Consider the following 25,038-nt stretch of genomic DNA (forward strand, 5'->3'; position numbering starts at 1 on the left):
TGGCCGCACGCTCGCTCACATGCCTGCTTTGAATTCCTGCCAGGCAGCGACCCAGTCATCATAGGTCGCATGGGTGTCCGACTGGCGGGGCGGAATGCCTGGTAGGCCAGCCGCAAAGATCTTGTCGATTGCGCCGTAGTCGATGCGATTGCGCGACTTCTCGTCCAGCAACTCAACCGCCTTCTTCGACACGGGGGCCTGGACGACGGCCATTGCGACTTCCGCCTGTATCTTGGGGTCCAGCGCCTGGTTTATAAAGGCAGTCGCCGTCTCGATGTTGTCGGCCGAGACCGGGATGAACCACGCATCGACCCACAAAACGGGGCCTTCGTCCGGCAGCACCATCTCGATTTTCACGTTCTGCTGCTCTGCCTGGATGAGGATCGACGGATCCGCACAGAGCGCCGCCACAACTTCGCCGGACACCATCAGATTGAGCAATTCGCCCTGGTTCAGCGCAATCACCCGGGCCTGGTCCCTATACTTGGCGAACTTCGCAAAGGTCTGGGCAAGTTCATCCTTGCTCAGCAGAGGATACTTCGCGCCGAGGCCGGCCACGCGCGCGGCAACAGGCCAAGAGCTAACCGTGTCGTCCATGATGGCGATCTTGCCCTTCAGGGACGGATCCAGCAGGTCGGCATATGACTTCGGGGCCGCCAGTTTGTCCTTGCGGTACAGCAGCGTGTTGAACCCCCAAATGTAGGGCGAGCCCCACAGCTTGCCGTCGGCGAACCATGTCGGCTGATCGAAGAACTGCGCGAAAAGGTTGTCGGCATTGTAGTTGGGAACCTTGCTCCGATCGATGGGCGTGACGATCTTCAGCTCGCGGATGTAGAGATCAGCATATGCCTGATTGTACTCCGCGAGATCGATCGGCGGCGGGTTGCCGGCGACGAACTTAGCCTGCACGTCATCTTGATTGGCGATCGAGGTGGCTTCGATAGTTACCCCGTTCGCTGCCTTCCAGTCCCCGAGTTGTGCGTTGAGGTCATACCCTTCCCAGGCCATCACCTGCAACGCGCCACCGGGGGCCGCCTGAGCCCAGCCGGACAACCGAACCAGCGCCGCGCCGGCAGCAAGGCCGGTGATCCCGGCCAGTGCGGCACGCCGGGTCATTTCGACTTTCAAAACGGACTTGCCACCTTCGTCAAACATCGCCTTCCCTCTCCTGGTGTCAATTGACTATAGGATATTGGATACGAAATCCCGACAGAGTCAAGCTGCATCTGAACGGCAGCCCCAACTCCCACTCGCCGGAATGCTTGCCATCGACACGAGCCTGCACTCCTCGCGAACTTTATCGCACGGGTTCCTAGTTGGGGCCGTTGACCGCACGGCGATGTGCAAGGTGACCGAACCACTCGACGTGAACTTAAAGACGCAGACTTGCCGGGTATCGGGGCATTCCCGCGGCTAGCAACAAGCCGGCACCTGGCCCGCCTTCGAGACGGGCAGGCCAAGGCATCGGTACCAAGATCAGCACGATGCCTGGCGTCGGCGGTCCATCTTTTTGCAGCGGCTTTTCATCATAAAACCGCAAGGGCACGCAGGTATGTATACATCAGCCCGGGAGTGCCGGTTGCAGTCATTATTGGCAGGGCAACCTTAGGCTCATGAATTTATCGAGGCACCTGATTGCGACGACCATCAGCTGGATAACCTGATATCCAACTTGCACCCGCTCCAATCTCTTTGATACGCACCACCAAATAAAAATCCTAACGGTAGAAACAATAAATGTCGATGACTAAAATAGTTTCCCCTTGCCCAGGCGTCGATGTAGGCCAGCCATTCATAGCTGTACATTAATTTCTTCAATTTACCTTTCCTGGCATTTCTATAGAAAATTTATTTGACCAATACGAAAGCTTAGTTAGGATAGACGCTCTAATTTTTACCCCCTCTACCGCCTGCCTGCGTTTATCTGCCAGGGCGCGATCTCCTGGCACTCTAACCGCCTCCCCACCTGGCCAAGGCTGGCCGCGCCGGCAAAGGTCTGCCAGATGGGACATCTGGCCCTGAAAAACATCGCGCCCACCAAACCTGCTCGGATCGAAAACTTGAACAAAAACGCTGTTTGCCTCGCCCTCCCCAGACGTATCCATCCGACCCGCTCCCGCCAAGGCAGCAAGGGCTTCGGTAAAAAGACACAACCCATAGCCTTTGTAACCCTGCTCCGGGCCGCCTGTTGGCAGGATCGCGCCTCCACGCTCAACGAATTCCGCAGGATCATCCGTAAAGACACCATCGCGCGAAATCACGCTATGGGCGGGCAGGGTTCGATGCAATTCGTAAGATCTGAACAAAGGACCCTGTGCAGACATAGCCGTGGTCGTATCTATTAGGATTGGGTCTCCAGCCGTTGGAATTCCAATAGAGAGTGGATTACATGAAAATACCCGGTCCACACTTCCATATGGCGCCACCACAGCCTCAGACGGGGTGGTGACCGATAGCAAGATCATCAAGCCTTTGTCCGTTGCTTCTTGGAGATAAGCGGCAAGGCAAGCAATGTGCTGTGCACGCCGGATGGAAATCGAGCAAACTCCAAACTCTTGCGCACTAAGACATGCCTTGCGCACGGCAGTCATCGTTACCCACGGGCCAGGCAAAAAGCGCGCATCCCAAACCTCAACACTACCGCCGTTGACGAGGACATGAGGATCCCCAGAGACGCGCGTCTCTCCTTTTTGCAACCACTGGAGGTTGCTATCGAGTCGAGCCACTCCGTGCGTGGAGTAGCCAAGTAAGTCGGCCTCAACAAAAATTGATGCGACAACGCTAGCTCGATCAAGCGGCAAGCCGGCGGCCTTGAGAAGTTGCGTTGCAAACTCGGTAAGCGCCAACGCGTCAAAGCGGGCGTCAGGCACGGAATTCGCTTCAGGATTGTCGACCATGGTCAACCGCCTTCTGTTTGGATGCTCGAAAAAAGACTTAGGCCGCAGATGCCAGCTTTCGATCAACCACTTTGCGCCACCCCCTGCAGGGTCGACGGCAAATCAAAGATCCAATCGGACTAGCTGTTTTGGAACCAACACGGGCTTTGGACCGAAGGCTCGTTATGCTTCGGCCAAGCCGGCTGTCGGAGATCAAGATTGAGGGCGCCTTTGCGGCAACGGCGCGTCTGACGGAACCAACTTGTCTTCGACCAAGTCCGCCCAAAGGGCCGGCGGAATATCGAACTCATACATGTCGAGATTTTCGCGCAACTCGACCGCGTTGCGCGCGCCTGTCAACGTCGAGGCGACGGCTTGGTGACCCGCGGGAAACTGCATGGCTGCCGCGCGCAACGGCACGCCGTGGCGCTCGCAAACAGTCTGTATCGCGAGCGCCCGCTCGATGAGAACCTTGGGCGCGTCCTTATAGTTGAACTTTGCTCCATCCCGAGGGTCCGCCAAGATTCCACTATTGTAAACGCCGGCCGCGAAGATGGCGATGTTTTTAGCCTGACAGAGCGGCAAAAGCTCGGCGAGCCCGCTCTGATCAAGCAGGGTATAGCGGCCAGCAAGCAGAAAACAATCGAACACACCGTCGTTCGCAAAACGAGCAAGCATCTGCCATTGGTTCATGCCGGCCCCCACTGCCTTGATGACGCCCTGCGAGCGCAACGAATCCAACGCCCTGTAAGCTCCAGAGATCGCAGCATCGTAATAGTCGTCTGGATCATGTATGTGCAGGATATCGATATATTCGAGCTTCAGCCGCGCCAGACTTTCATCGACGCTTCGCATGACACCATCGTAGCTGAAATCGAAAACTGGCCGCTCGGGCGGTGTCCCCTTGTAGTAGAAGTCTTCGCCCTGTGCGGTCTCCGGCACCCGCAAGAGCCTCCCGACCTTGGTCGCCAGCACGAAATCTTGCCGGGATTTTGTCGAAAGAAAATCGCCCAGGTATCTCTCTGACAGGCCGTTTCCATATTGGGGCGCCGTGTCGAAGAAACGAATTCCTCTCGTCCAAGCGAGATCTATCGTTGAGGCGGCGTCGTCCGCGGAGACCGCGGCATATAGCCCGCCCAATGGAGCCGTTCCCAGGCCGATCTCAGGAACCAAACAGCCATTGCCAACGACACGTTTCTTATACGACATTTTTTTCTCCCTTGGGAATTGAATTTGCCGATATCCATCCTGCGGCCGCTTGGAAATGACCGCATGAAGCAACATCAGGCTGATCTCAGTCCAGAATCCGATAGAATGCCTTTGCATTGTCACGAAACAATTTGCGGCGTTCGTCGACCGAACAGTCGCGGGTAATCTCATCGACAACATTCACCCAATGGGAGTAGGTCCCAGCCAGTTCCAGCACATGCCAGTCACTGCCGAACATTACCCGATCGAAGCCGAACACGTCCAAAGCGTGTTCGACGTAGGGTCTAATCTCGTTCAGCGTCCAACTTTTATGGTCGGCTTCGGTCACCACCCCAGAAATCTTGCAAAGGACATTTGGCATGGCGGCTAGCCTGCCGATATCAGTCCGCCATGGCTCAATTCCACCCGCCTTGATTGGCGGCTTGCCGATATGATCGAGAACGAAACGAACATCGGGACATTGCGCCACCATCTCTATTGCATTCGGTAGATGGTGATGGAATAGGCATATATCGAATGAAAGATCGTAATCTCGCAGCAACTTCAGACCGGCGATAAAGTCGGGACGAATACAAAAATCGCTGTCTGGCTGGGTCTGTATGAGGCGCCGGATGCCGCGAAGGGGCTTGAGCGCCATCAGCCGCTCTAGGTCTGCGGCGACAGATGGGCCCCTCTCAAGCGGCAAGCAGGCAACCATAGCCCCAAGTCGGCTGTCGACAACCGCCACCTCGGAAATTGCTATCGCCTCATCGATATGCTGCCCATCGTCAGCGTTAACCTCAACGAACACAAAACTTTCGATTTCGAAAGGCCTTGCAGCCGCAGACAAATCCGCGGGTGACGCCTTCGGTCGCAAGCCTGGTTCAGATCGGGTCCAACTGTAGTCGACCCTCGCCGGATCGACCAGATGGACATGGCTGTCTATAATTGGATAATCAGGCATATCTTTAACCGAATCATCTTATATTTATTTTCGATTACTGTTTCTCTATCTATACCCCTTCCGTCTCGATAACACCTTTACTAAGGATAAGATTTCCATAGGCCCGAAGCTCACCTGTTGCGATAACGGCAAAGCACGCACGCGCCCGCTCGTAGAACGCCGAACGTTCCAAGGTCGCCATTTGAATGCCCTCCTGATGCGCAGCTATGGTCCGCTTGAATTCGTCGTAAATTGGAAGCGATGTCTCCGGTTGATCGATCACCTGCATAACTGAAGCGGCAAACGTCACGTCCCTGTCCAACGGCATCAGCCTGAGAATTGCGTCCACGACACGGATAGCGTCCGCGGATTCGAGATGAATGAGGCGCTGTGCAAATGACGCCGCCGGAAAATTGGCATCGACAATTGCAACCTCATCGCCGTGGCCCATCGAACGCAGCGCGTGCAAGAGATCCGGCCCGACGAGGGGATCAATTCCGTAAAGCATGTCGCAATGTTTCCTTTTCGCCATCGATCGCACGCGCGATGCCCTGTCCTGCCTGAGCGCCATAGTCCAACCGCTTAAGCTGCACCCAACCCGCCAGCCCCGTCCGAGTTGAAACTGGGAGAAGATACACCGATCACAAACGGCGCTCGAATTGCCCCGTTGATACGGCTCGGCTCAGAAAACCGGGCGTCGGCAGCTGAAACCAAACCATCCAGGGAATGCGATGTATCACCCTGCAAATTTTTTTTCAATTGCGAAAGTTATGTTGCCAATACGACATTTTTTTGCTAATTGGCCTCAACGATAAAAAATGATGAGGGAATTGCCACGCAGTCGCGTCCCCGCAGAATCAGCGGTTCCTAAGGTGCAATTTGAAGAACGGCACCCGAGGGTCACCAGGTCTGCGCAGAGCGCTCGTTGGCTGCAGGCATTGCCGGCGAATGACGTGCTCGGAATTGCCGCTGGGTGTTTCTGTCTGTTGCGATGCAATTTTGCCGTGCGCGGAAGTGTATCGAATAGCAGGCCTGGAAGCAGAGTGCCCGGCTGGGCGGCTTCCTGACGACCCAAGGCGCAGTTTTCAACGTTTTAATGTGGGAGAACCTGAAATGAAGCGTAGAGAAATCCTCAAATTGGCCAAGGCGGCATCTGTATGCCTGGGCATAGCTGTCACCGGGGGGTTGATGTCCCTTTCTCCGGTCCAGGCAGCCACGAAAACCCTCCGGATTTTGACATGGGAGGGATATGCTGACGACCAGTGGGTAAAGGGCTTCGAGCAGAAAACCGGCGCTAAGGTCGAGGTAACCTATGTGGGGAGCATCGACGAGATATTTGCAAAGCTGACTGCCACCAAGGGAGCGGACTACGATGTCGTCGCCATCGAGACATCCTCTTACAAACGCCTGGTTGGCGAGCATCTGGTAAGTCCGATCGACTTGTCGAAGATTCCCAACGCATCGAACCTTTCTCCTGCGTTCAAGAACGTCTCGGCCATCGTCTTTGACGGCAAGCCATATGCCATCCCCTACGCATGGGGCTCGATCCCCCTTATCTACGATAAGACGGCATATCCCCAAGCGCCCGACAGTTGGAACGTGATGTGGGATCCGAAAAATGTCGGGGCCGTCATGACGATGGACGAGGCGGAGAACAACATCGTTGTAGCCGCTCTGGTCCTTGGCTTTAAGGACCCCTTCAATCTCACCGACGAACAGTTTGCAAAGGTCAAGGAAAAGCTGATAGCGGAAAAGAAGAATCTAGCTACCCTTTACTCCGGCTTTGATGACGGGGCTAGCATATTTGCCCAAGGCGGCGTCAAACTCATGATGTCACAGGGCGAACCGCAGCTCATTCTAGCGAATAAAAAAGGCGCAAACGCCGCGTTGACTATTCCGAAGGAAGGCGCAATCGGCTGGATCGATTGCTGGATGATTAGCGCCGGCGCTCAGGACGTCGACCTCGCCTATCAATGGATTGACTACATGCTCCAGAAAGACGTTGGAAAATACCTGAGCGAGAAAACCGGGTACGGCAACACAACCGACGAAGATTCCAACAAAAGTATCGGGATGACTTACGCTGATCGTCTTGTCTGGCTGCAGGCACCAGAGGATTATGCAAAGCGGAACGATATTTGGAATGCCGTCAAGGCAGCTCCGGTGCAGTAAGAAAGTTCATATGATGGCATCCACGGTGATAGATCGCTCGGACGATATCATAACTCTAAAAGGCGTTACGAAGCGCTATGGCAATGTCACCGTACTCGAGCCTGTAAACCTAGGCGTTCGGGATGGCGAGTTTCTGACGATACTCGGACCGTCTGGATCGGGAAAGACAACAATCCTGCGGATTGTCGGCGGCTTCACTTTGCCATCTGCAGGGAGCCTTCTCCTTGACGGTCGGGATATCGCGAATGAACTGCCATTCCGGCGCCCATTTAATACGGTCTTTCAAGACTACGCCCTCTTCCCTCATATGTCGGTCGAGAAAAACGTGGCGTACGGACTTGCCGTACGCGGCCAACCGAAAGAGTTGATCAAAGCCCGTGTTGACGAAGTGCTCGACGTCGTCAACCTCAGCGCCAAGAGGGCCCGCTATCCCTCGGCGTTGAGCGGCGGCGAGCGCCAGCGTGTTGCATTGGCGCGGGCAATCGTCTGTCAGCCGCGCGTTATCCTTCTCGATGAACCATTGGCGGCGCTAGACGCCGGGCTGCGACGATCGATGCAGGTTTTCCTGAAGGATATCCAGCGTCGAATTGCGACGACATTCGTCTTCATCACCCATGACCAGGAGGAAGCCATGGCGGTTTCCGACCGGATCGTCGTGATGACGCATGGCAGGGTCGAGCAGATCGGAACCCCGCAAGAGATTTACAACGCACCCAAAACAGAATTCGTCGCGCAGTTCTTCGGTGAAAACAACGTGATAAGGGCTGCGGTTGAATCTACGTCCGACAGTGGAGTTAGGGTGAAGAGCGCGCTGGGGTCGTGGGTGGTGCCAAACGGGCAACGGCTGCCCGTCGGAGACAATTGCGGAGTGGTGATACGGCCCGAGTCTTTCCAGATGACTCCGGCGTCCAACTCAAATGGCGGCAACCAAAGACCCACGATCGCGGGAGAGTTGGTGAAGCTTTTGTTCGCGGGTGCATATTGGCACGCACTTGTGCAGCCGCTCAACGCCCCGGAAAGCCTCTTGAAGGTACGCGTTCCAGGATCGCGCGCTGATGCCGGCTTTGCGCAAGGAGACAAGGTCGTGGTCAGCTGGTCAAATGATGTTGCGCATCTGGTGGCAATGGTTGGGTAGGATCGGAAATGAGTCAAAGCGCATCAACGGCGTTGGGAAAGCACACCACCACGGCTCGTCCGGCTCGCTGGCTTCTGCCTATTGTCGTGTTCGGATTGCCATGCGTGACCGTACTTTTGCCTCTGCTAACGTTTCTGACGTATAGCTTTTGGAGCATGGAGGGAGGTCGGCCGGTAGCAGACTTCACATTTGATAATTATGTTAAGTTTGCCGGCGATCCCGGGTATGTTGGAGTATACTTTAGCACACTTTGGATGACGTTATTTGTCGCTATTTTTGCCTTAATAGCTGGCTATATAATAGCATACTGCATCTGGCGGCTTGATGGTCCAATCAGAAATATCTTATTGCTTTCTAGCGTGCTACCACTTTCAATAAGCTATATAGTAAAAATCTATTCGATGCGAAATATACTTGGTTTTAGCGGATTTTTAAATCAAATACTTGTTTGGTCTGGTTTTCTTTCTGAACCAAGTCGAACTTTTCTCTTCAATCAGACCGCCGTGACAATATCTATGACTATGATCTATCTACCCTTCGGCATTCTGCCCATCTATTTGGCGCTTGACAGGATACCTAGGTCTCTGATTGCGGCTTCTGAAGATTTGGGGGCCTATCCCTGGAGAACATTCACACGAATTGTCTTGCCTCTGAGCGCCCCAGGCGCCGTTGCTGGAGGAATGTTCGTCATGGTGCTTGCTCTCGGTGACTTCCTTACCCCTCAGATGGTGGGAGGGACAAGCGGCTTCACATTTGGACGTGCGGTTTGGAGCCAGTTCGGCCTAGCATTTAACTGGCCGTTCGGCGCGGCGCTGGCAGTCGTGCTATTGTTGACCGTTGCAGCCTTGATGGCTTTGGCGAACCTTTTGGTGCGACGCACATGACACGTATTGAGCGATTGACACTCGGGATCCTGTGGGTCGTATCGGGGCTTGTTTTGCTGGTCATGTATCTTCCAGCTGTGGTCGTCGTTCTGATGTCATTCTTTCCCGTTCAACGTCAAACAATAGATTGGCGTGGGTTTACCCTCGTAAATTTTGAACAGGCATTTAAGAATACCGAGATGATTTCTGCGCTCGGCAATTCGCTGACTGTCGCGTTTATATCCATTATCGCCGCGTCGACGTTCGCTCTTGCAGCAGGTTACTATATGGTCTCAGGAGAGAGAAAGGGCCGCGCATTCCTTGAATCTATGATCTATTTGCCATTTATCCTGCCTGCCATCATTACTGGTATATCACTATTAATTATGTTTCAAGAATTCGGCGTCGAAAGAAGCCTTTTCACAGTTACGATCGGGCATGCGATAATTGTTCTTGCAATTATTTATCGGATGGTGATGGTTCGCCTGAACACGATTCCACAAAGCCAGATAGAAGCCTCTCGCGACCTGGGAGGGACTGAGTGGCAAACCTTCCGAAAGGTCATAGCCCCGCAACTGGTGCCAGCATTGGTGACGAGCGCCCTGCTGGCGTTCACGATTTCGTTCGATGAAACGCTTGTTACCTTTTTCCTGGTCGGCGGGGATGCGACCCTGCCGATTCGTCTCCTCGGCAAAATGCGGGTTGGCTTCAGCCCGGATGTGAATGCATTGGTGACTTGCGTTCTGTTGCTTACGATTTTTTTGGCCGGTATTGGTACGGTCACCCTTCGCACTGCCGAGGGAAAGGGCACCTAAGAGGGCGAGAAAGGCATTGGTAAGAATGGGTGGAAAAGTTGGACGCTTAAAAACGGGAGCATCCGATACGACCTATCCTGAAATAGGGCCGCTTTTGCGCGAGCGCCGGGCTCATCATGGCTGGACGCTGGCAGATGTGAGTTCGATGACGGGCATCTCCGCCTCTACGCTGTCTAAGATCGAAAACGGTGTCATTTCCCCAACCTACGACAAGATCCTGCAATTAAGCCGGGGATTGCAGGTGGAGATCGCGGACCTTCTCACGGCGCGGACCGCGCAGGCCAGCCGGGAAACGTTGGTCCTCACGCGCCAAAGTTTAAGCCGGCAGTTCGACGGCATGCGATTGGAGACACGGCACTACGTATACAGCTATCTCTGCAATGAAGTTGCCCATAAGCGTATTATTCCGATTCATATCGAAGTCAAAGCCCTGGATGAGGGACAAATGGGCGAGTTGACAGCGCATTTTGGTGAGGAATTTTTTACCGTTCTAACGGGCAAGATACGTTTCTACTCGGAATACTACGAGCCAGTCGACTTGGAAGTGGGAGATTCGCTTTATTTGGATAGTACAATGAAGCACGGTTACATGTCACTTGACCCCAAAGGAAGCACGGTGATCGTTACTTGTTCCAGCGCTACGCCAAATCTTGCCCAAACGCTGCGTGAGGTCATCAAGGCCAAGATTATCGAAGAAGCAGGCCATTTTGAATGAAGGGAAAGCGGCCTGGCGCTCGTTCCTGACGCGCTCCTAGGGTTTCATAGCGCTGAGGGACCATTCAAGCCTCGCCGCGATGTCCAGCCACGGCCGACACAGTTCATTGTGGCAGCAAGCCCGACCTCGAAGGTCGTCGCCAGGTAACGAGTTGGCCTTGCCCATGTCGCGGACCGAGGCGCGTGATCAAGTCCGATCATCGTCAAAGCTGCGGTCCCAGGTATTCGGTAGGGCGGACAAGCCTGATCGAACCTAGTCGAAACGTCAATCCGATCGAATTTTTGTTGGGTAAGCAGGGACAGCAGAATGTCGATCTTTCAAAAGCCTACAAGTGCCTACATTACTGGTCGCACGCGGGTACTGGGCATTCTTGCTCATCCAACCGATCACGTCAAAGCGCCGACAGGCATCAACCGTATCGCGGTGGCGCGCGGCAAAGATGCGGTCATGGTGCCGCTGAACGTATCACCATCAGATCTCGGTCGAGTGGTTACCGGCCTGCGCGCACTACGGAGCTTCGATGGGGCAATCGTCACAGTACCCCATAAGCAGTCGGCAATCAGTCTTTGCGACGAAGTAAGTCCCAGAGCGGCGGCTGTCGGAGCAATCAATATTTTGCGTCGCGCCCACGACGGAAGGCTTATCGGCGACCAACTTGATGGGGTCGGATTTGTTGAAGGGCTGGGCAGTCAAGGCATCGAGGTTGCCCGACGCAGTGTTTATCTGGTTGGCGCAGGAGGCGCCGCCAACGCCATCGCCTTCGCGCTTGCCGAGGCTGGCATTGCACGGCTTACGCTTGCCAACCGCACGTTGAACAAGATCGAAACGTTGGCCGCAAAACTTCGCAACGCTTATCCCGACGTTAAAGTGGCGATCGGCTCGGCCGATCCACGCGGGCACAGTCTTGTCGTCAATGCAACGACGCTCGGGATGAAGCCATCTGATCCGCTACCGCTCGACGCAACGTTGTTGACGCCAGATGTGGTCGTTGCCGAAGTCGTTATGGAACCCGAAATCACAGCGCTTCTTGCGGCAGCTCGATCCGCTGGATGCCGGATTCATCTGGGCCACCACATGCTTGACCACCAGTTGCAATTGATGGCCAGCTTTCTTGGCCTATGAAGCCGCATGGTGGAATGTGAGTGGCGGCACAATTGGACCACACGTTCGCGTAAGCCTCGAGCGCATGCGACACCGGAAGAGCTGGTCAGCGGATGTCGCGATATGGCGCCTCATGATCGTGCTCCTCCTCACTGTCTGTTAGCAGCCACCCTTAAGATTGGAGGAAAAATCGGACTTCAATGCTGACCAGGAATTCGACGCACGCAATAAGGCCGCGGGAAATTGCTGCCAGTTGCGCAGTTGATCGTCGGCCGGAATCCAGCGCCGTGTACAGCCACTTGAGTCACAAATAGCGCCCCGCTCAAGCGGTGCCCGACAACGCTTTCTCAGCCTTGGCAACCTTTGAGACCAACCTGAATCAACCGAAAATATTGGCGCTTCCCTCACTAGGCAAAAGGCACGCGTTCCGGTGGGAGCGCCGGGATGCCAAGGATTGAGTCGGACAGCTTCTCAGCGAGCATCATCGTTGGGCAGTGAAGGTTTGCGTTGGTGACGCGCGGCATGATTGCCGCGTCGACAACCCGCAGCCCTTGCGCACCGTACACGCGGCCTTCCGCGTCAACCACCGCCATGTCGTCATAGCCCATGCGGGCGCTCCCACATGGGTGGTATTGGGTGTTCATGTTCTTCTTCAGCCAATCCAGCAGATCGCCATCCGACATCTTGTAGAGTCCCGGTTGCAGGGATTCGCCGCGCAGCTTCGACCAGGCGGGTTGCTGGATGATCTCATCGGTATGCCGGATACCGTCCATGAGGTCGCGCCGGTCGTCAGGGTGCGACAGGTAGTTCAGCACGATGCTGGGATGAAGCGTGGGGTCGTTGGACGTCAATGTCACGGCACCACGGCTGCGCGGCAGCGAGAGGCAGGTCTGATAGATGAAGCCATCCTCCACTGAAACACTGCCATGCGACAGCTCACCAAGAACGGGCAGGAACTCGTGTTGGATGTTGGGGTATTCGGCGCTGTCACTGCTGCTGAAGAAGGAGCCCGTCTCCCAAAGATTTGTCGCGCCAAGGCCGGACCGGAGGAAGAGCCATTGCGCGCCGATCAGCGCCATCTTGGCCAGGTTCATGCCCACGCCAGGTGAAACACCTTTGCGAGATGCGCGATAGCCAATCGAAACGGCAATATGGTCCTGGATGCCTTTTCCAACGCCGGGAAGGTCGACGACCGACTGAATGCCGTGCTTCGCGAGTTCTGCCTTCGGCCCGATGCCCGACAACAAAAGGACTTGGGGTGAATTGAATGCTCCCCCGCACAGGATGACCTCGCTTTCCGCGAACACGTCACGAAGGGCGCCGTTTTGCTCATAGCGCACTCCGACCGCGCGCTTGCGGTTGAAGAGCACCTTATGGACAAGCGCCCCCAGCTCGACCTTGACGTTGCCCTTGCGCATGGCTGGCCGCAGGTACTGCCTGCCGCCGCTGGCGCGTATCCCATGATCTATGTTTGCCTGGTAGGCGTGGACGCCTTCCTGGCTATAGCCGTTGTAGTCCTGCGTCAGGGGGTGCCCAGCCTGCTGCCCGGCCTCGAGGAAAGCCTGGAATGGCTCAAGCTCGGCCTTCATCGTGGTGATGGAAATCGGCCCCGCCCCGCCCCGGTACTGATTGGCGCCCTTGTCGTACGTCTCCAGGCGCTTGAAATAGGGCAGGCAGTGCGCGAAGTCCCAGGAAGGCAGGTTGAAATCCGCGGCCCAGCGATTGAAGTCGCGCGGGTTGCCTCGCACATAGACCATGCCGTTGAGCGATCCCGAGCCGCCGAGCATCCGGCCCCGCACATGAGTAATATACCGGTCGTCCAGCGCCGGTTCAGGGCCTGTCTGAAACGACCAGATACGGGCCTTGTCGGTGAGAGGATAGGATAACGCCGCAGGCATGCGGACATAGATGGAATTGTCGCTGGGTCCAGCTTCGAGCACGAGGACGCGACTGCCGGCCCTTGCGCCAATGCGTGACGCGACAATGGAGCCCGCTGCGCCCGACCCGATGATGATGTAGTCGTAGTTGGAAGCTGCCATGTCGATCCTGTCTCAAAGTCGCTATGCGAACAGTCCTCGGTGCAACTCTGCTTGCGCCTTGCAGCCGAAGCTTGAGCCTAGCGGCTTAGTGAATTCGCCAGCATCTTTGGACGCTCTGTGTTTCACGCGGATGAGCATCGCATTCCAGCAAGCTCTGTCACTGGCTATCCCGAGGTAAGGGCGTCAAGGTATACCCCGTTTGGCATATTGAGGGTTCGGAACCATAAACGAGACAGCAGCAGCTTAGTCGGCTGAACGCAAGGTCAGTCGAATTGGTATTGAGGCAGATGTTTTCATAGGCGGCGTCAAGCAAGGGAAATGCCGATGATAGGAGCTTCAGAGGCGATCGCATTCGCCAACCACCTGTTCACGACGGTCCGCCACGATGAATATCCAGACAGGCTCGTTCAATCGCTCAGGGAACTGGCGCCGTTCGAGATCTACTCCGCCACGATCTTCATGCCAAACCGACACCCGATTCTGCTTCACGGCAATCTCGACGATTTCGCCTCTGCTCAAGTCATTGAGACCTTCCTTACGGCTACTTATCTGCTGGATGCGGTTTACACGGCATGCTGCGCCGCAGTCGAACCAGGGCTCTACCGCCTGTCCGACCTGGCTCCCGACAACTATTTCTCCAGCGATTTCTACAACTCTGCGGACTTCCATCCTTGTGTCTCGGATCAGGCCGGGTCGCTCGCCGAGGAGATCGTCTATATGGCTCGGCCCACCGAGGGGCTTTACGTGGTGCTGTCGCTGATGAGGACCAACAGCGTGCTGCCGTTCAGCGCCGACGAATTCAGCGATCTCAAGCTGGTGGCTCCGGTCGTGCTGGAAACAATGAGCCATCATTGGCAGGCCGCGGTGGGCAAGGCTCTCGAATCTGATGCCAATGTGGCTGCTCCCGTCTCCACCCTCGACAGGGCTTTCGCCACTTTCGCCAATGACAAACTGTCACCGCGCGAGCAAACGATCGTCTGCCTGCTTCTGCGAGGACACTCTACGCTGTCCGTTGCCCACAATCTTGATATCGCGGAGGGGACCGCCAAGGTCCATCGCAGAAACATCTATGACAAGCTCGGCATCAGCAGCCAAGCGCAGATGTTCCTGATGTTCTGTTCCCATATCATCAACAGCCGCGACATGCAGCCTTAGGCTCGCCGGCGAGGCTTACGACGCCAGCACGATCAACTGTCTCAATTTGTCAGTGGCGATAGGGATTCCATCTTTGTTGGCTTCCGCTCGCTGCCTGTATCGGCGGTCCGACGGCAGCCGTGCCGCGCCCGACGCACGGACCGTGTCGAGGAGCGTTAGGACTCGGCCTGCAAAATCGCTGTTTCCCGCGCGTTCGGGGTCAATCACGAGCAATACCTGCCCGGTGTTGGGTGTCTCGGCTCCTGGATACCCGGAGAAATCAACCTCGTGCGAAAACAGCCCTCCGGTGAGTGCGGAAGCCATGATCTCGACCATCAGTGATAGCGCCGCGCCCTTGTGGCCGCCAAAGGGCAGCAACGCGCCTCCATCCAGGATCGCCTCGGGTTTGTCGGTGCGGTCTCCGTGGCTGTCTATGCCTGTTCCCAAAGGCACCTTGGCCTTCGCCCGCGCGGCAAGCCTGAGGTCGCCGTTGGACATGGCGCTGGTGGCGAAGTCGAACATAAGCGGATGCGTCCCGGCGACTGGCGCCGCGAACGCCAGGGGGTTTGTACCGAAGACCGGCTTTGTTCCACCGGGAGGCGCGACGCATCGGAATCCGGTCACCATCGCAATGGCAACGAGATCCCTAAGCGCAAAGGGTTCAAGGTCCGGCCAAAGCGCGCTGAAATGGTGCGAACGGCGGATCGCTACCAGGGCAACACCTGTTGCCGAGACCCTGTCAAGAATCGCAGGAACCGCGGCAGCCAGCGCCGGCTGAGCAAAGCCGTTCATCGCGTCGACGCGAATGACCGACGGACCGCGGTCCTCAAGCCGCGGCACCGCTCGCCCGTCGACCCACCCGCTTGCCAGGGAGGAAAGATAGCCGGCAATTCGAAAAATGCCGTGGCTGAGAGAACCGTCCCTTTCGCAAGACGCGCAGTTGGTCGCCAGGATTTTTGCGTTGTCGTCGCTTACGCCATGTCGCGAGAAAATCCTCTGCAGGAGGTCTTCGAGCACGACAAACGGAACCAGCGTCAAATCTGAGGAAGAAGCCGCAACGCGATCTTCAGGCAACGGTGTCTGACCTTATGACTGTTGGGGAAGAGCGTGGGAAGGGCCGCCCGCCCACCATCCAGTCCGACGGCTGGACCTCTACGAACATGACCGTCGTCTCCTGCGGTTGGATACCCGCCACGTCCTGAAGGATCCTCGTAAACTCGCTCGCTATCGTCGCCTTGGTTTCGGAGCTGCGACCGGGAAAAAGCTCAACCCTTACGATGGGCATTGGGGTGCTCCTAAAGGTTCATCGGCCAAGTGTCAGCCAGTCGATAGCCTGTCTGGAAGGGGTCCGTCGGGTCAACCATCAGCTGCGCGGTGCCGACTACCCATGCCCGGCCCGAGATGATCGGCCGAATACCAGGCTTGCCGTTAATATCGACGAGACTGTCGATGCTGCATTGGAACTCAGTGTCGATCAGCGATGTTCCCACGAAAGGCTGGCCGACCTTGAGCTGACGCTTGGCATGCAGGACGGCCATGCGAGCCGAGCATCCTGTTCCCGTAGGCGACCGATCAATTTTCCCGGGTCGTATGGCAACGGCGTTTTTCCCGGTGAGGATACCGTCTTTCATGACGACCGGGTTGGTGAGCTGGCAGAAGGAGATGTGGGTCCAGGCGGCTGCGGGATGCTCGAAACCGAGCTGCTCGTTGGCTGCCTTTGTGATGCGCATACCGGTCTGAGCCAGGTCGCGGGCCTCGTCCGGCCGAAGCGCGAAGCCCAACGAGGCGGCATCGACGAGCACAAAGCTATCGCCGCCATAGGCGGTATCGACCGTCAGCGTGCCAAGACCGTCTACCTCCAGCTTGACATCGAGTTTATCGGCGAAGGAAGCAACGTTGCGCACCCGGATGCGTTCAGCCTTGCCGTCTCGGCATTCCGCCTCGACTTCGATAAGGCCGCCCGGCGGCTCCAGCACCATTCGGGTAATCGGCTCCTGCATGGGGATAATGCCCGTATCCAAAAGCACCGTGGCGACGCAGATCGAGTTTGAACCCGACATCGGAGGCGTGTCAGCCGGCTCCATGATGATCCACCCCATCTGAGCCTTTGGATTCTTGGGCGGCACCAGAAGGTTGACGTGACGGAAAACCCCGCCGCGCGGTTCGTTCAGAACGAAATTGCGCAGCGTCTCGTCCTCGGCGATGAAGCGTGACTGTGCCCAGACCGTATCGCCCGGCGGCGGCGCTACGCCGCCTACGATGACGTCGCCGACCTCGCCCTCCGCGTGGCAGGTAACGACATGAATGACCTTTGAGGTGCGCATTGCAGGTGCCCCGAACTGACCAACGACTACCGTGCCAATTTCAGGTAAACAGCTTTGGTTTGCATGAATTCCAGAATGCCTTCCGGTCCGTTTTCGCGGCCAAGGCCACTGTCCTTCATCCCGCCGAAGGGTAGCTGAGGGAGGGTCTCAAGGTAGGCGTTGACGTAGACTGTTCCACTTTTCATCTGGCGTGAAAAGGACAGTGCCCGGCTCAAGTCGTTTGTCCAGACGCCGTTAGCAAGGCCGTATGCGGTATCGTTGACCAGCTCAACCGCCTCTTTTTCGGTCGAGAACGGCATGGCGCACACTACGGGTCCGAAAATCTCTTCCCGGAAAGCCGTCATTTCAGGTGTGACGCCGACAAGCACGGTCGGCTCGATAAAGCAGCCCTTGGCAAGGTGGTCGTCCTGCGGCCGCCTTCCTCCGGAGACCAGCCGCGCTCCTTCCCTTTGGGCATCGGTTATATAGGCAACGACCTTGTCGAGATGCTGCTTGTGGATGAGGGGGCCGATGGAGGCATCCTGGTCCTCGGCCGTGCCGAGCCGCATCTGGCCAGCCTTCGCGCTCAATCGCTGGATGAATTCATCAAAGATTGGCGCCTCCACGAAGAGGCGTCCGGCCGCGCAGCATTCCTCGCCCTGGTTGATCGTGAAGCCCGCGAGAGCACCGTCCAGCGCTGCCTCGATGTTGGCGTCAGCGAAGACAACATTGGCACCCTTGCCGCCTAACTCCAACGCGACCTTTTTCAGCTTCGAGGTTGCGTGCGAAGCGATAAGCCGGCCCACGCGTGTCGAGCCCGTGAACGAAACCATGTCGATGAAAGGGCTGTCGCAGATCGCGGCACCGACCTTCTCGCCCACAGCCGGCACCACATTGATGACGCCGTTCGGAATGCCAGCCTCCTGAGCAAGGACGGCGCACTCCAGCGCTGTGCCTGCCGTGAGCTCGGATGGCTTGACAACCACTGAGCTCCCCGCGGCCAATGCGTAAGGAAGCTTCTGGAACAAGGTCACCATCGGATAGTTCCAGGGCACGATCAAAGCCACGACCGCATAAGGTTCATAGCTGACGAGCCCCATCTTGCCGGGGCCTTCGCCGTTGATGAGCCGACCCGGCAGGTTCCAGGCCAGCGACGCTGCATAGCGGATCAATTCGATTGACCATTCGATCTCGGCGGTCGCCGCCGAGATGACCTTGCCTGCCTCGTCCGCCTCGATGCGAGCGAGCCGTGTGCGATTGTCCGCAATCAAGTCAGCCCATCGGTTGAGGACCTTCGCACGCACGCTTCCCGGCAATTCGCTCCAGGCACCCTTGAGAAATGCGGAATGAGCCGAGGCGGCGGCATCGTCGATTTCCGCAGGGCCCGCCAGCGAGAACCGCGCTACAGGTTCGGAGGTCGCCGGAGAACAGCGTTCGACAACATCTTCCGAAGCAGTCGCAGCCCACTTGCCCCCGATCCACAAACCGTATTTCCGCATCTGTGCCATGTTAAGGCGACCTTCCCTGTCTGAACTTCCTGTAGCCGCCCGTCACGGAAAATTGATCCGGCCAACGGTCTGCTCACATGGTCCAAACTTTTAGGACGCTCATTCCTTCGCGCGACATACCCCGTTTGGCATATGGAAACTTGATAGCCGAGGCGTTCATCTCATCCGGTCAGGTACCCGATCCATGGGAACGGCGGGGCCTGTGAAGCTACGCGAACCAATGCCCTGCGCGAGAACAAATAAGGGGTCCTCGGGATCGGCGACCAGATGGCCGAATATGCCGAAAGGGGTATGGAGAGCAGACGTCAGGCGTTAATAATGGCTATTGGATATCATATACATCCAAACGCCAAAACAAATGGGAGACATACATGCGTAGACTGCTGATGGCGGCGATGGCCGCGACAATTCTCGCCGGATCGGGCTACGCCCATGCGGAAAACAAAACCATAGGCTTGGTGGTCGCCCGCACCGGGGATCCGGTTTTCGCGATGATGGAATGCGGCGCCAGGAAGGCCGCCAAGGAAGACGGCATCGAGCTTACCGTCGGCGGCCCCGCCGAATGGAACGCCCAGCAACAGATTCCCGTGCTGCGCGCAATGATCGCCAAGAAGCCGCAGGCCATCGTCATTGATCCGACCGACTCGGTCGCACTGCAAGAGCCGCTGCGCGAGGCGCTGGCAGCCGGGATCAAGGTTGTCACCGTCGATTCCGAGCTCGGCGGCAAACTGGGAATTCCGCATATTGGAACCGATGGCGTGGAAGGCGGGCGCGAAGCCGCTCGTCAGCTTGCAAAGCTGATCGGTGAAAAAGGTACTGTCCTTGAAGTCGGCGTGGCCCCCGGAATCGCGATCACCGACCAGCGCCACCAGGGCTTTATCGAGCTGATGAAGACCTTTCCGAACATCACCGTGCTCGACAAGCAGTTCGCCGGCGACAGCCCTGACAAGGTCGCCGCGGCAATCAAGGGAGCGCTCGCTGCCCATCCGGACCTCGCGGGTATCCACGCGGACGCCACGCTGATTGGCGAATTCACGGGCGCGACGTTGCGCAACCTGAGCCGAGCCGACATCCCCGCCGTGACTTTCGATGCCAGCCCGACCGAGGTCGATTGGCTGAAGCAGGGTTATCTCGATGTCCTGCTTCCCTTCAACCCGTACGAATTGGGATATCTTGGCGTCAAGAACGCGGAGAAGCAACTCGCCGGACAATCCGTTGAGCCGCTGGTCCTCAAGGGTTACACCGCGGTTACCCGCGAGAATCTGGACACCCCGGCTTCCCAGGCCACGGTGTATAAGTTCGATTGCAAGTAAGCTGACGGATCGGTTGACCGCGGTAGGAATGGGGTGTGGGGCCGGTCCCACACCCCAATAATGGATTGAACGATATGGCTCACCCCTTGCAAGGCTATCTGGACGAATTCAGCTACCGCCCCGGACAACGTGTTGTGGCCCGCATGAGCGGTTCGGGTGAAGCCAGGATCCGGCTTGTCGGCCTGAAGAAGACTGGCCCCGACACCTGCGAAAGTGTCGCTATCCCGAACGCAAACGATGTCACCGCGGAACTCAGGCACCAAGAGCTGCCTTCGGGAAGCGGCTTCGCAGTCCGGCTCCCATTCGCCCTGATCGGTCTGGACGATTGGACGCTATCCTTCTGGATGAAGCCCACTCTGGTTCGCGAACAGGGCCACGTGGTTTTTGCGCTTAGATCCGGAAAAACCGAACGGGCACTCCTTCTGTCGCCAGCCAAGCTTCAATGGGTTGGCGAAGCGGTAAAAGCAGACGCTCGGCTACCGTATCCGCCGGACCGGTGGGTCCAGCTCAAAATCAGCGTTTTCCCGGCACGCGGCGAACTCGTGGCCACCTACGGTGACGTACGTTTGGTGAGCAGCATTGGTCGCCCAGGGGACGACTTCGAGCTTGTCCTCGGGCGCGGCTTCAGCACTCGCGACCATCTGGGAGCGAATGCTCGCATCGAAGGTCCGACGATAACGCGTGGGCCTGATGAAGGCATCTCTGTCACCGCCTTCGACTTTTCCGACAATTTCGATGCGCCAACCTTGCTCGCGAGCGCCGGCGCACCCTTGGTCGGCAAATTCATCAACCATCCAACGCGGCGCGTGCTCGGCCGTTCCCGCTCGAATATCCTGGATACCGGTGACAGCACGGGACGTCATAATGCCATCCACGTGCATGAATTCGACCTGACCGATGCGCTTTGGGAAGAGACCGTCTCGCTTGACATCCCGTCGCAGCTGCAGAGCGGCATCTATGCAGTCGAAGCCCAAACCGGAAATGACCTTCTTCGCCTGCCCTTCGTGGTGCGCGCCCATCCCGGCCGTGAGACCGCGGCCCTGCTGCTGCTTCCGACGAACACCTATCTTGCCTATGCCAACGAGCGCTTGGCTTTCTCGGACCGGGGCGCGGCGCTGACCAGCGAGACCGAGCCGCCTCTGTTAACCGGCCTTGACCGGGATCTCGAGGCCGAGCCGCGTCTTTCGGCGTCCCTTTATGATCGACACGCGGACGGTTCGGGCGTCCATTATTCCTCGCGCAGGCGGCCCGTGCTCAATCTCTCGCCCGACTACAAATGGTGGTGGTGCACAAGAGCGCCGCGCCATTTCCTCGCCGACCTCAACATCACCCAGTGGCTCGACCACTTCTCAATCCAGTACGATGTTGCGACCGACGAAGACCTGCATCGGGAAGGCGAAAGCCTTCTCAATCGTTACCGCGTCCTGATCACCGGCTCGCATCCCGAATATACCTCCTCGCGCATGCTGTCGGCACTCCACTCGTGGGGAACGACCGGCAACATCATGTACATGGGCGCCAACGGCTTCTACTGGGTCACGGGCTTCGATCCATACGACCATGCGGTGGTCGAATCGCGCCGGGGTTTCGCCGGCACCCGCAACTGGAATTCCGATCCGCTGGAGCTGAGGCTTTCAACCACCGGGGAGGACGGCGGCCTGTGGCGCCACCGCGGCCTCGCGCCCAACGCCCTCATAGGCGTAGGGTTCTCGGCAGTCGGTTTCACCAAAGGTTCGGGCTACACTCGGCTCGAGGCATCCTACACGCCCGAGATGTCCTGGCTCTTCGAAGGTATTGAGGACAAGGTCATTGGCGATTTCGGCGATATCCTCGGCGGCGCTGCTGGAGACGAACTCGACAATGCCGATTTTGCGTTGGGAACGCCAGCCGATACACGTGTGCTTGCTCGGTCCTCGCATGACCGCACCTTCCTCCCCTCTATCGAACAGGAAATCGAGTTCCAACACGACCGAGGCGGCGATCGCAACGATCGCGTTTGCGCGGAGATCGTCTATGTCCGACGGCCAGAGGGCGGCCAGGTGTTTGGCGCCGGTTCCATCAACTGGTGCGGCAGCCTGGCCCACAACGGATTCGACAATTCCGCGTCGCGTATTTCATTGAACGCCCTTAGGGCGTTTCTAGGAGTCTAGACATGTCTGTCGCCTTGCAAGCTAAAGGCATCGTAAAGCGATTTGGCGCTGTCGAAGCCCTTCGCGATGTGGATTTCGAGGTGAGCCTCGGCGAGGTAGTGGCGCTGATCGGTGACAATGGAGCCGGCAAAAGCACCCTCACCAAAGTGTTGGTCGGCGCTTATCAGCCCGACGCCGGAACGATCGCATTCGGAGGGAGGGAAGTAACCTTCCACAATCCCTCGGAGGCGCGCAATGCCGGACTCGAGATCGTCTATCAGGACCTGGCGCTGGCGCCACACCTCGAACCGGCCGAAAACTTCTTTCTTGGACGCGAGCTCTACCGCGGTGGATCCATAGGCAGGGCCTTGGGCTTGCTTGATCGTGCGGCGATGCGCGGGGTGGCCAAGGATGCCTTCCAGGCACTCAACGTGAACCTGAAGACGCAGACCTGCCGCGTATCGGAGCTTTCCGGAGGGCAGCAGCAGGGGGTGGCCGTCGCACGTGCCGCGCACTGGGCTTCACAAGTCCTGTTTCTCGACGAACCTACCGCTGCCCTGGGCGTCCGGCAAAGGGCGGGCGTCGCCGACCTCATCAAGCGCGTGCGGGACAAGGGTCTCGGGATCGTGCTGATTAGCCACGACCTTCCAGAGGTCAACGAAATTGCCGATCGCATTCACGTCCTGCGCCGCGGCGAAACTGTAAATGTCTTCAAGCGAGGCGACACCGACACCATGGGCCTCGTGGCTGCAATCACAGGAGCATCGTGATGGAGCTGCTTTTGCGCGCGTTTGATCGCTCTCAGGCCGCTGGAGGCAGCCGTAGCTTTCGAGGCTGGTGGCTGATCGCCTGCCTGGTCTTGCTGTTTGCGGTGTTCGCTCTGTGGAACCCGACGGCGGTGCTGTCTTCCTACAACGTGCAGAACATCATCGGCGATGCATCCACACTGCTGATAGTGGCGGTCGGAATGACATTCGTCGTGGCCACCGCCGGCATCGACCTCTCAGTCGGCTCGGTACTGATCTTCTCGCAAATCGCGGCGGCTCAGGCGATGATCTATGCTGGCGGCGATGGCTGGACCGCCACCATCGTGGGCGCGGTGGTCAGCGTCGTTTGCGGTGCGTTCTGGGGCCTGATGAACGGCATCATGATCTCCCGCTTCAAGATTCCGGCGCTTATCGCGACGCTTGGCACATTGGGCATGGCGGGCGGCATCGCGCTCTTGATGACCAACGGCATCAACATACGAAGCGGCATTCCAGATCAGCTGACGCTGACGATCGGTGCCGGGCGAGTTTTCGGTCTGTTCCCTATCGTGTCGCTCGTGTCGCTGACCGTGGTGATCATTGCCGCATTCATGCTTAGCAAGACTCGGTTCGGCCTTCATGTAATGGGGGTGGGGTCCAATGCGACGGCGCTAGCGCGCACAGGTATCGATGTCGCGTCGGTTCAAACGAAGGTGTACGTGATATCAGGCGCATGCGCGGGCCTGGGGGCAGTTGTGGATCTCGCCCGCTTTTCGACCACGACTATCGGGGCCTATTCAACGCTCAGCCTCGAAGCCATCGCGGCTGTCGTCATTGGAGGCACGAGCCTTTTCGGAGGCATAGCCTCGATCATCGGCGCTGTGATTGGCGTCTTTATCCCGGCTGTCCTGCGCAACGGGTTCGTCATTGTCGGAGTGCCTTCGTTCTGGCAGCAGATCGCCGTTGGAGCCATTTTGGTGGTTGCGGTTTATCTCGACCAGAAGCGGCGCTGAGAAAACCCACCGGCCGCAGCCTTGATCCGCTCACGCGGAAAGGTACGGCTGTTGTGGCATCAAGGCATCGATCATCGATCATAACGCAAAGGCCGGCCCGGTCCGGGCCGCACTACCTTATCGTGGGCGGGTCGTGGAAAATGCAGCAACGAGTGCCTCGAGTGAAACATTCAAGGCGCTGGAAAAGGTCCTGCCCTTCTGCCAGATCGCGACGTAATGATAGAGCGCAGATGGCTCCGCCGGCTTTACGCCAAGGTCAAACGCCGCGTACTCGCGCGCTATGATCTCATTGGTTATCGAAATGCCGAGGCCCGCCGAAACGTAACCGGCCTCGTGACCATTGCAGTCGAACTCTACCAGTATGTCCGGCTCAACACCGGCAAAGCGCAAGGCATTGAGGTTCATCTGATGGGCCGCGAACTGCGGATCGATATCGACGATCGTCTCGCCCGCGAGGTCCCTCGCCTCGACGCGGTCCTGCTTCGAGAAACGGTGGCCGGAGGGAAAAATGCAAACATTGCGCGCCGATCCGAGCGGCGCCCATTCAAAAAGGCGTGGGTCCAGCGGCAGTCTCGATATCCCGAGATCCGCCCGGCCTGCCAGGATGTGTTCCCCGATCTGGTCGTAGCTTCCCGAGATTGATCGAACATTCGAGCTGGTTCTTGAGTGGATTGTCGCCACCACTCTTGGCAAGGTCACGAACCCGAAAACGGATGGCGCGGCGATAGCGATGCGCTGCTTTTCGTCGTTCTTCATAGCGCTGATGGAGGCTTCCAGCCGATCGAGCGAGGTCAGGGCAAGCTCGACGTTTCGCAAGAATTCCCAAGCTTCCTGCAGGGGTAGAATACGGTTGGCCGATCTCTTGAAGAGCGTGATGCCAAGGGTGATCTCAAGCTGCTTGATGTGCTGACTGACGGCCGGCTGGCTGATTCCGAGCGCCGCTGCCGCTCGCCTGGTCGAACCGGTCCGCATCACCTCGCGATAGACCTGGAGCTGGCGGAACTTGAGGCCGCTCTGCAGCAGTTCCATGCCGTCCTTCCTTCTG

At 57.6% G+C, this 25,038-nt stretch carries 22 protein-coding genes; 11 read left to right on the plus strand and 11 right to left on the minus strand.

The annotated features are described in order from the left end of the window. Positions 1 to 15: 15 nt before the first annotated feature. The 5 genes from O7A05_RS10205 to O7A05_RS10225 all read right to left on the minus strand — a co-directional run bounded on the left by O7A05_RS10205 (position 16) and on the right by O7A05_RS10225 (position 5,515). Positions 16 to 1,155, minus strand: coding sequence for an ABC transporter substrate-binding protein (locus O7A05_RS10205; protein WP_337092898.1), 1,140 nt, complete (start codon positions 1,153 to 1,155; stop codon positions 16 to 18). 659 nt (positions 1,156 to 1,814) lie between these two features. Continuing rightward, positions 1,815 to 2,963: an Ldh family oxidoreductase gene (locus tag O7A05_RS10210; protein ID WP_337092899.1), complete on the minus strand. Its 1,149-nt coding sequence runs from the start codon at positions 2,961 to 2,963 to the stop codon at positions 1,815 to 1,817. 126 nt (positions 2,964 to 3,089) lie between these two features. Next, complete coding sequence (locus tag O7A05_RS10215) at positions 3,090 to 4,085, minus strand: aldo/keto reductase (protein ID WP_337092901.1); 996 nt, start codon at positions 4,083 to 4,085, stop codon at positions 3,090 to 3,092. Positions 4,086 to 4,170: 85 nt separating this feature from the next. Next, positions 4,171 to 5,028 (minus strand): amidohydrolase family protein, encoded by an 858-nt coding sequence (locus O7A05_RS10220; protein ID WP_337092902.1) that lies wholly within the window; start codon positions 5,026 to 5,028, stop codon positions 4,171 to 4,173. Positions 5,029 to 5,077: 49 nt separating this feature from the next. Then, positions 5,078 to 5,515, minus strand: a complete 438-nt coding sequence (locus O7A05_RS10225; RefSeq protein WP_337092903.1) for an RbsD/FucU family protein — start codon at positions 5,513 to 5,515, stop codon at positions 5,078 to 5,080. A gap of 605 nt (positions 5,516 to 6,120) precedes the next feature. On the opposite strand from O7A05_RS10225, the gene O7A05_RS10230 reads away from it, so the two are divergent. The 6 genes from O7A05_RS10230 to O7A05_RS10255 all read left to right on the plus strand — a co-directional run bounded on the left by O7A05_RS10230 (position 6,121) and on the right by O7A05_RS10255 (position 11,829). After that, entirely contained in the window at positions 6,121 to 7,179 is a 1,059-nt protein-coding gene (locus O7A05_RS10230) for an ABC transporter substrate-binding protein (protein WP_337092905.1), read from the plus strand. A gap of 10 nt (positions 7,180 to 7,189) precedes the next feature. Continuing rightward, complete coding sequence (locus tag O7A05_RS10235; RefSeq protein ID WP_337092906.1) at positions 7,190 to 8,314, plus strand: ABC transporter ATP-binding protein; 1,125 nt, start codon at positions 7,190 to 7,192, stop codon at positions 8,312 to 8,314. Between the two features lie 8 nt (positions 8,315 to 8,322). After that, entirely contained in the window at positions 8,323 to 9,198 is an 876-nt protein-coding gene (locus tag O7A05_RS10240; RefSeq protein ID WP_337092907.1) for an ABC transporter permease, read from the plus strand. Further along, positions 9,195 to 9,992 carry an ABC transporter permease gene (locus O7A05_RS10245; RefSeq protein ID WP_337092908.1) on the plus strand — a complete coding sequence of 266 codons (798 nt, stop codon included), beginning with the start codon at positions 9,195 to 9,197 and terminating at the stop codon, positions 9,990 to 9,992. Before O7A05_RS10240 ends, O7A05_RS10245 begins: the two co-directional genes overlap by 4 nt. Before the next feature lie 25 nt (positions 9,993 to 10,017). Then, the gene (locus tag O7A05_RS10250; RefSeq protein WP_337092909.1) at positions 10,018 to 10,707 is read left to right on the plus strand and encodes a helix-turn-helix domain-containing protein; all 690 of its coding nucleotides are present in this window, start codon (positions 10,018 to 10,020) and stop codon (positions 10,705 to 10,707) included. A gap of 306 nt (positions 10,708 to 11,013) precedes the next feature. Continuing rightward, positions 11,014 to 11,829 (plus strand): shikimate dehydrogenase family protein, encoded by an 816-nt coding sequence (locus O7A05_RS10255; protein ID WP_337092910.1) that lies wholly within the window; start codon positions 11,014 to 11,016, stop codon positions 11,827 to 11,829. Between the two features lie 386 nt (positions 11,830 to 12,215). On the opposite strand, the gene O7A05_RS10260 is transcribed toward O7A05_RS10255, so the two are convergent. Continuing rightward, positions 12,216 to 13,847 (minus strand): choline dehydrogenase, encoded by a 1,632-nt coding sequence (locus O7A05_RS10260; RefSeq protein ID WP_337092911.1) that lies wholly within the window; start codon positions 13,845 to 13,847, stop codon positions 12,216 to 12,218. Between the two features lie 324 nt (positions 13,848 to 14,171). Between O7A05_RS10260 and O7A05_RS10265 the strand changes: the two genes are divergently transcribed. Beyond that, complete coding sequence (locus O7A05_RS10265) at positions 14,172 to 15,002, plus strand: helix-turn-helix transcriptional regulator (RefSeq protein ID WP_337092912.1); 831 nt, start codon at positions 14,172 to 14,174, stop codon at positions 15,000 to 15,002. Between the two features lie 15 nt (positions 15,003 to 15,017). Here the strand turns inward: O7A05_RS10265 and O7A05_RS10270 are convergent, their stop codons facing one another. From O7A05_RS10270 to O7A05_RS10285, 4 genes are read right to left on the minus strand one after another with little or no spacing between them, the layout of a single operon-like run. After that, positions 15,018 to 16,055, minus strand: coding sequence for an Ldh family oxidoreductase (locus O7A05_RS10270; RefSeq protein WP_337092913.1), 1,038 nt, complete (start codon positions 16,053 to 16,055; stop codon positions 15,018 to 15,020). Continuing rightward, positions 16,048 to 16,266, minus strand: coding sequence for a tautomerase family protein (locus O7A05_RS10275; protein WP_337092914.1), 219 nt, complete (start codon positions 16,264 to 16,266; stop codon positions 16,048 to 16,050). Before O7A05_RS10275 ends, O7A05_RS10270 begins: the two co-directional genes overlap by 8 nt. A gap of 10 nt (positions 16,267 to 16,276) precedes the next feature. After that, positions 16,277 to 17,305 (minus strand): trans-3-hydroxy-L-proline dehydratase, encoded by a 1,029-nt coding sequence (locus O7A05_RS10280; RefSeq protein ID WP_337092916.1) that lies wholly within the window; start codon positions 17,303 to 17,305, stop codon positions 16,277 to 16,279. A 26-nt stretch (positions 17,306 to 17,331) separates the two neighbouring features. Next, on the minus strand, positions 17,332 to 18,792 hold the full coding sequence (locus tag O7A05_RS10285; protein WP_337092918.1) for an aldehyde dehydrogenase family protein: 1,461 nt from the start codon (positions 18,790 to 18,792) through the stop codon (positions 17,332 to 17,334). A 371-nt stretch (positions 18,793 to 19,163) separates the two neighbouring features. On the opposite strand from O7A05_RS10285, the gene O7A05_RS10290 reads away from it, so the two are divergent. The 4 genes from O7A05_RS10290 to O7A05_RS10305 all read left to right on the plus strand — a co-directional run bounded on the left by O7A05_RS10290 (position 19,164) and on the right by O7A05_RS10305 (position 23,993). Continuing rightward, complete coding sequence (locus O7A05_RS10290) at positions 19,164 to 20,105, plus strand: ABC transporter substrate-binding protein (protein WP_337092919.1); 942 nt, start codon at positions 19,164 to 19,166, stop codon at positions 20,103 to 20,105. Between the two features lie 74 nt (positions 20,106 to 20,179). Further along, on the plus strand, positions 20,180 to 22,255 hold the full coding sequence (locus tag O7A05_RS10295) for a N,N-dimethylformamidase beta subunit family domain-containing protein (RefSeq protein WP_337092920.1): 2,076 nt from the start codon (positions 20,180 to 20,182) through the stop codon (positions 22,253 to 22,255). Positions 22,256 to 22,257: 2 nt separating this feature from the next. Beyond that, entirely contained in the window at positions 22,258 to 23,004 is a 747-nt protein-coding gene (locus O7A05_RS10300) for an ATP-binding cassette domain-containing protein (protein ID WP_337092921.1), read from the plus strand. Then, entirely contained in the window at positions 23,004 to 23,993 is a 990-nt protein-coding gene (locus O7A05_RS10305; protein ID WP_337092922.1) for an ABC transporter permease, read from the plus strand. Before O7A05_RS10300 ends, O7A05_RS10305 begins: the two co-directional genes overlap by 1 nt. 117 nt (positions 23,994 to 24,110) lie before the next feature. On the opposite strand, the gene O7A05_RS10310 is transcribed toward O7A05_RS10305, so the two are convergent. Continuing rightward, positions 24,111 to 25,022, minus strand: a complete 912-nt coding sequence (locus tag O7A05_RS10310; RefSeq protein WP_337092923.1) for a LysR family transcriptional regulator — start codon at positions 25,020 to 25,022, stop codon at positions 24,111 to 24,113. Positions 25,023 to 25,038: the final 16 nt, after the last annotated feature.

The sequence above is a fragment of the Mesorhizobium argentiipisi (SeqCode) genome, from assembly GCF_037179585.1.
Lineage (GTDB): Bacteria > Pseudomonadota > Alphaproteobacteria > Rhizobiales > Rhizobiaceae > Mesorhizobium > Mesorhizobium argentiipisi.

Bases quoted from the DNA above. Each gene is read 5' to 3' on its own strand.
- O7A05_RS10205 (WP_337092898.1), bottom strand. From the start codon at position 1,155: ATGTTTGACGAAGGTGGCAAGTCCGTTTTGAAAGTCGAAATGACCCGG.
- O7A05_RS10215 (WP_337092901.1), bottom strand. From the start codon at position 4,085: ATGTCGTATAAGAAACGTGTCGTTGGCAATGGCTGTTTGGTTCCTGAG.
- O7A05_RS10220 (WP_337092902.1), bottom strand. From the start codon at position 5,028: ATGCCTGATTATCCAATTATAGACAGCCATGTCCATCTGGTCGATCCG.
- O7A05_RS10225 (WP_337092903.1), bottom strand. From the start codon at position 5,515: ATGCTTTACGGAATTGATCCCCTCGTCGGGCCGGATCTCTTGCACGCG.
- O7A05_RS10230 (WP_337092905.1), top strand. From the start codon at position 6,121: ATGAAGCGTAGAGAAATCCTCAAATTGGCCAAGGCGGCATCTGTATGC.
- O7A05_RS10235 (WP_337092906.1), top strand. From the start codon at position 7,190: ATGATGGCATCCACGGTGATAGATCGCTCGGACGATATCATAACTCTA.
- O7A05_RS10240 (WP_337092907.1), top strand. From the start codon at position 8,323: ATGAGTCAAAGCGCATCAACGGCGTTGGGAAAGCACACCACCACGGCT.
- O7A05_RS10245 (WP_337092908.1), top strand. From the start codon at position 9,195: ATGACACGTATTGAGCGATTGACACTCGGGATCCTGTGGGTCGTATCG.
- O7A05_RS10250 (WP_337092909.1), top strand. From the start codon at position 10,018: ATGGGTGGAAAAGTTGGACGCTTAAAAACGGGAGCATCCGATACGACC.
- O7A05_RS10255 (WP_337092910.1), top strand. From the start codon at position 11,014: ATGTCGATCTTTCAAAAGCCTACAAGTGCCTACATTACTGGTCGCACG.
- O7A05_RS10260 (WP_337092911.1), bottom strand. From the start codon at position 13,847: ATGGCAGCTTCCAACTACGACTACATCATCATCGGGTCGGGCGCAGCG.
- O7A05_RS10265 (WP_337092912.1), top strand. From the start codon at position 14,172: ATGATAGGAGCTTCAGAGGCGATCGCATTCGCCAACCACCTGTTCACG.
- O7A05_RS10275 (WP_337092914.1), bottom strand. From the start codon at position 16,266: ATGCCCATCGTAAGGGTTGAGCTTTTTCCCGGTCGCAGCTCCGAAACC.
- O7A05_RS10280 (WP_337092916.1), bottom strand. From the start codon at position 17,305: ATGCGCACCTCAAAGGTCATTCATGTCGTTACCTGCCACGCGGAGGGC.
- O7A05_RS10285 (WP_337092918.1), bottom strand. From the start codon at position 18,792: ATGGCACAGATGCGGAAATACGGTTTGTGGATCGGGGGCAAGTGGGCT.
- O7A05_RS10290 (WP_337092919.1), top strand. From the start codon at position 19,164: ATGCGTAGACTGCTGATGGCGGCGATGGCCGCGACAATTCTCGCCGGA.
- O7A05_RS10295 (WP_337092920.1), top strand. From the start codon at position 20,180: ATGGCTCACCCCTTGCAAGGCTATCTGGACGAATTCAGCTACCGCCCC.
- O7A05_RS10300 (WP_337092921.1), top strand. From the start codon at position 22,258: ATGTCTGTCGCCTTGCAAGCTAAAGGCATCGTAAAGCGATTTGGCGCT.
- O7A05_RS10305 (WP_337092922.1), top strand. From the start codon at position 23,004: ATGGAGCTGCTTTTGCGCGCGTTTGATCGCTCTCAGGCCGCTGGAGGC.
- O7A05_RS10310 (WP_337092923.1), bottom strand. From the start codon at position 25,022: ATGGAACTGCTGCAGAGCGGCCTCAAGTTCCGCCAGCTCCAGGTCTAT.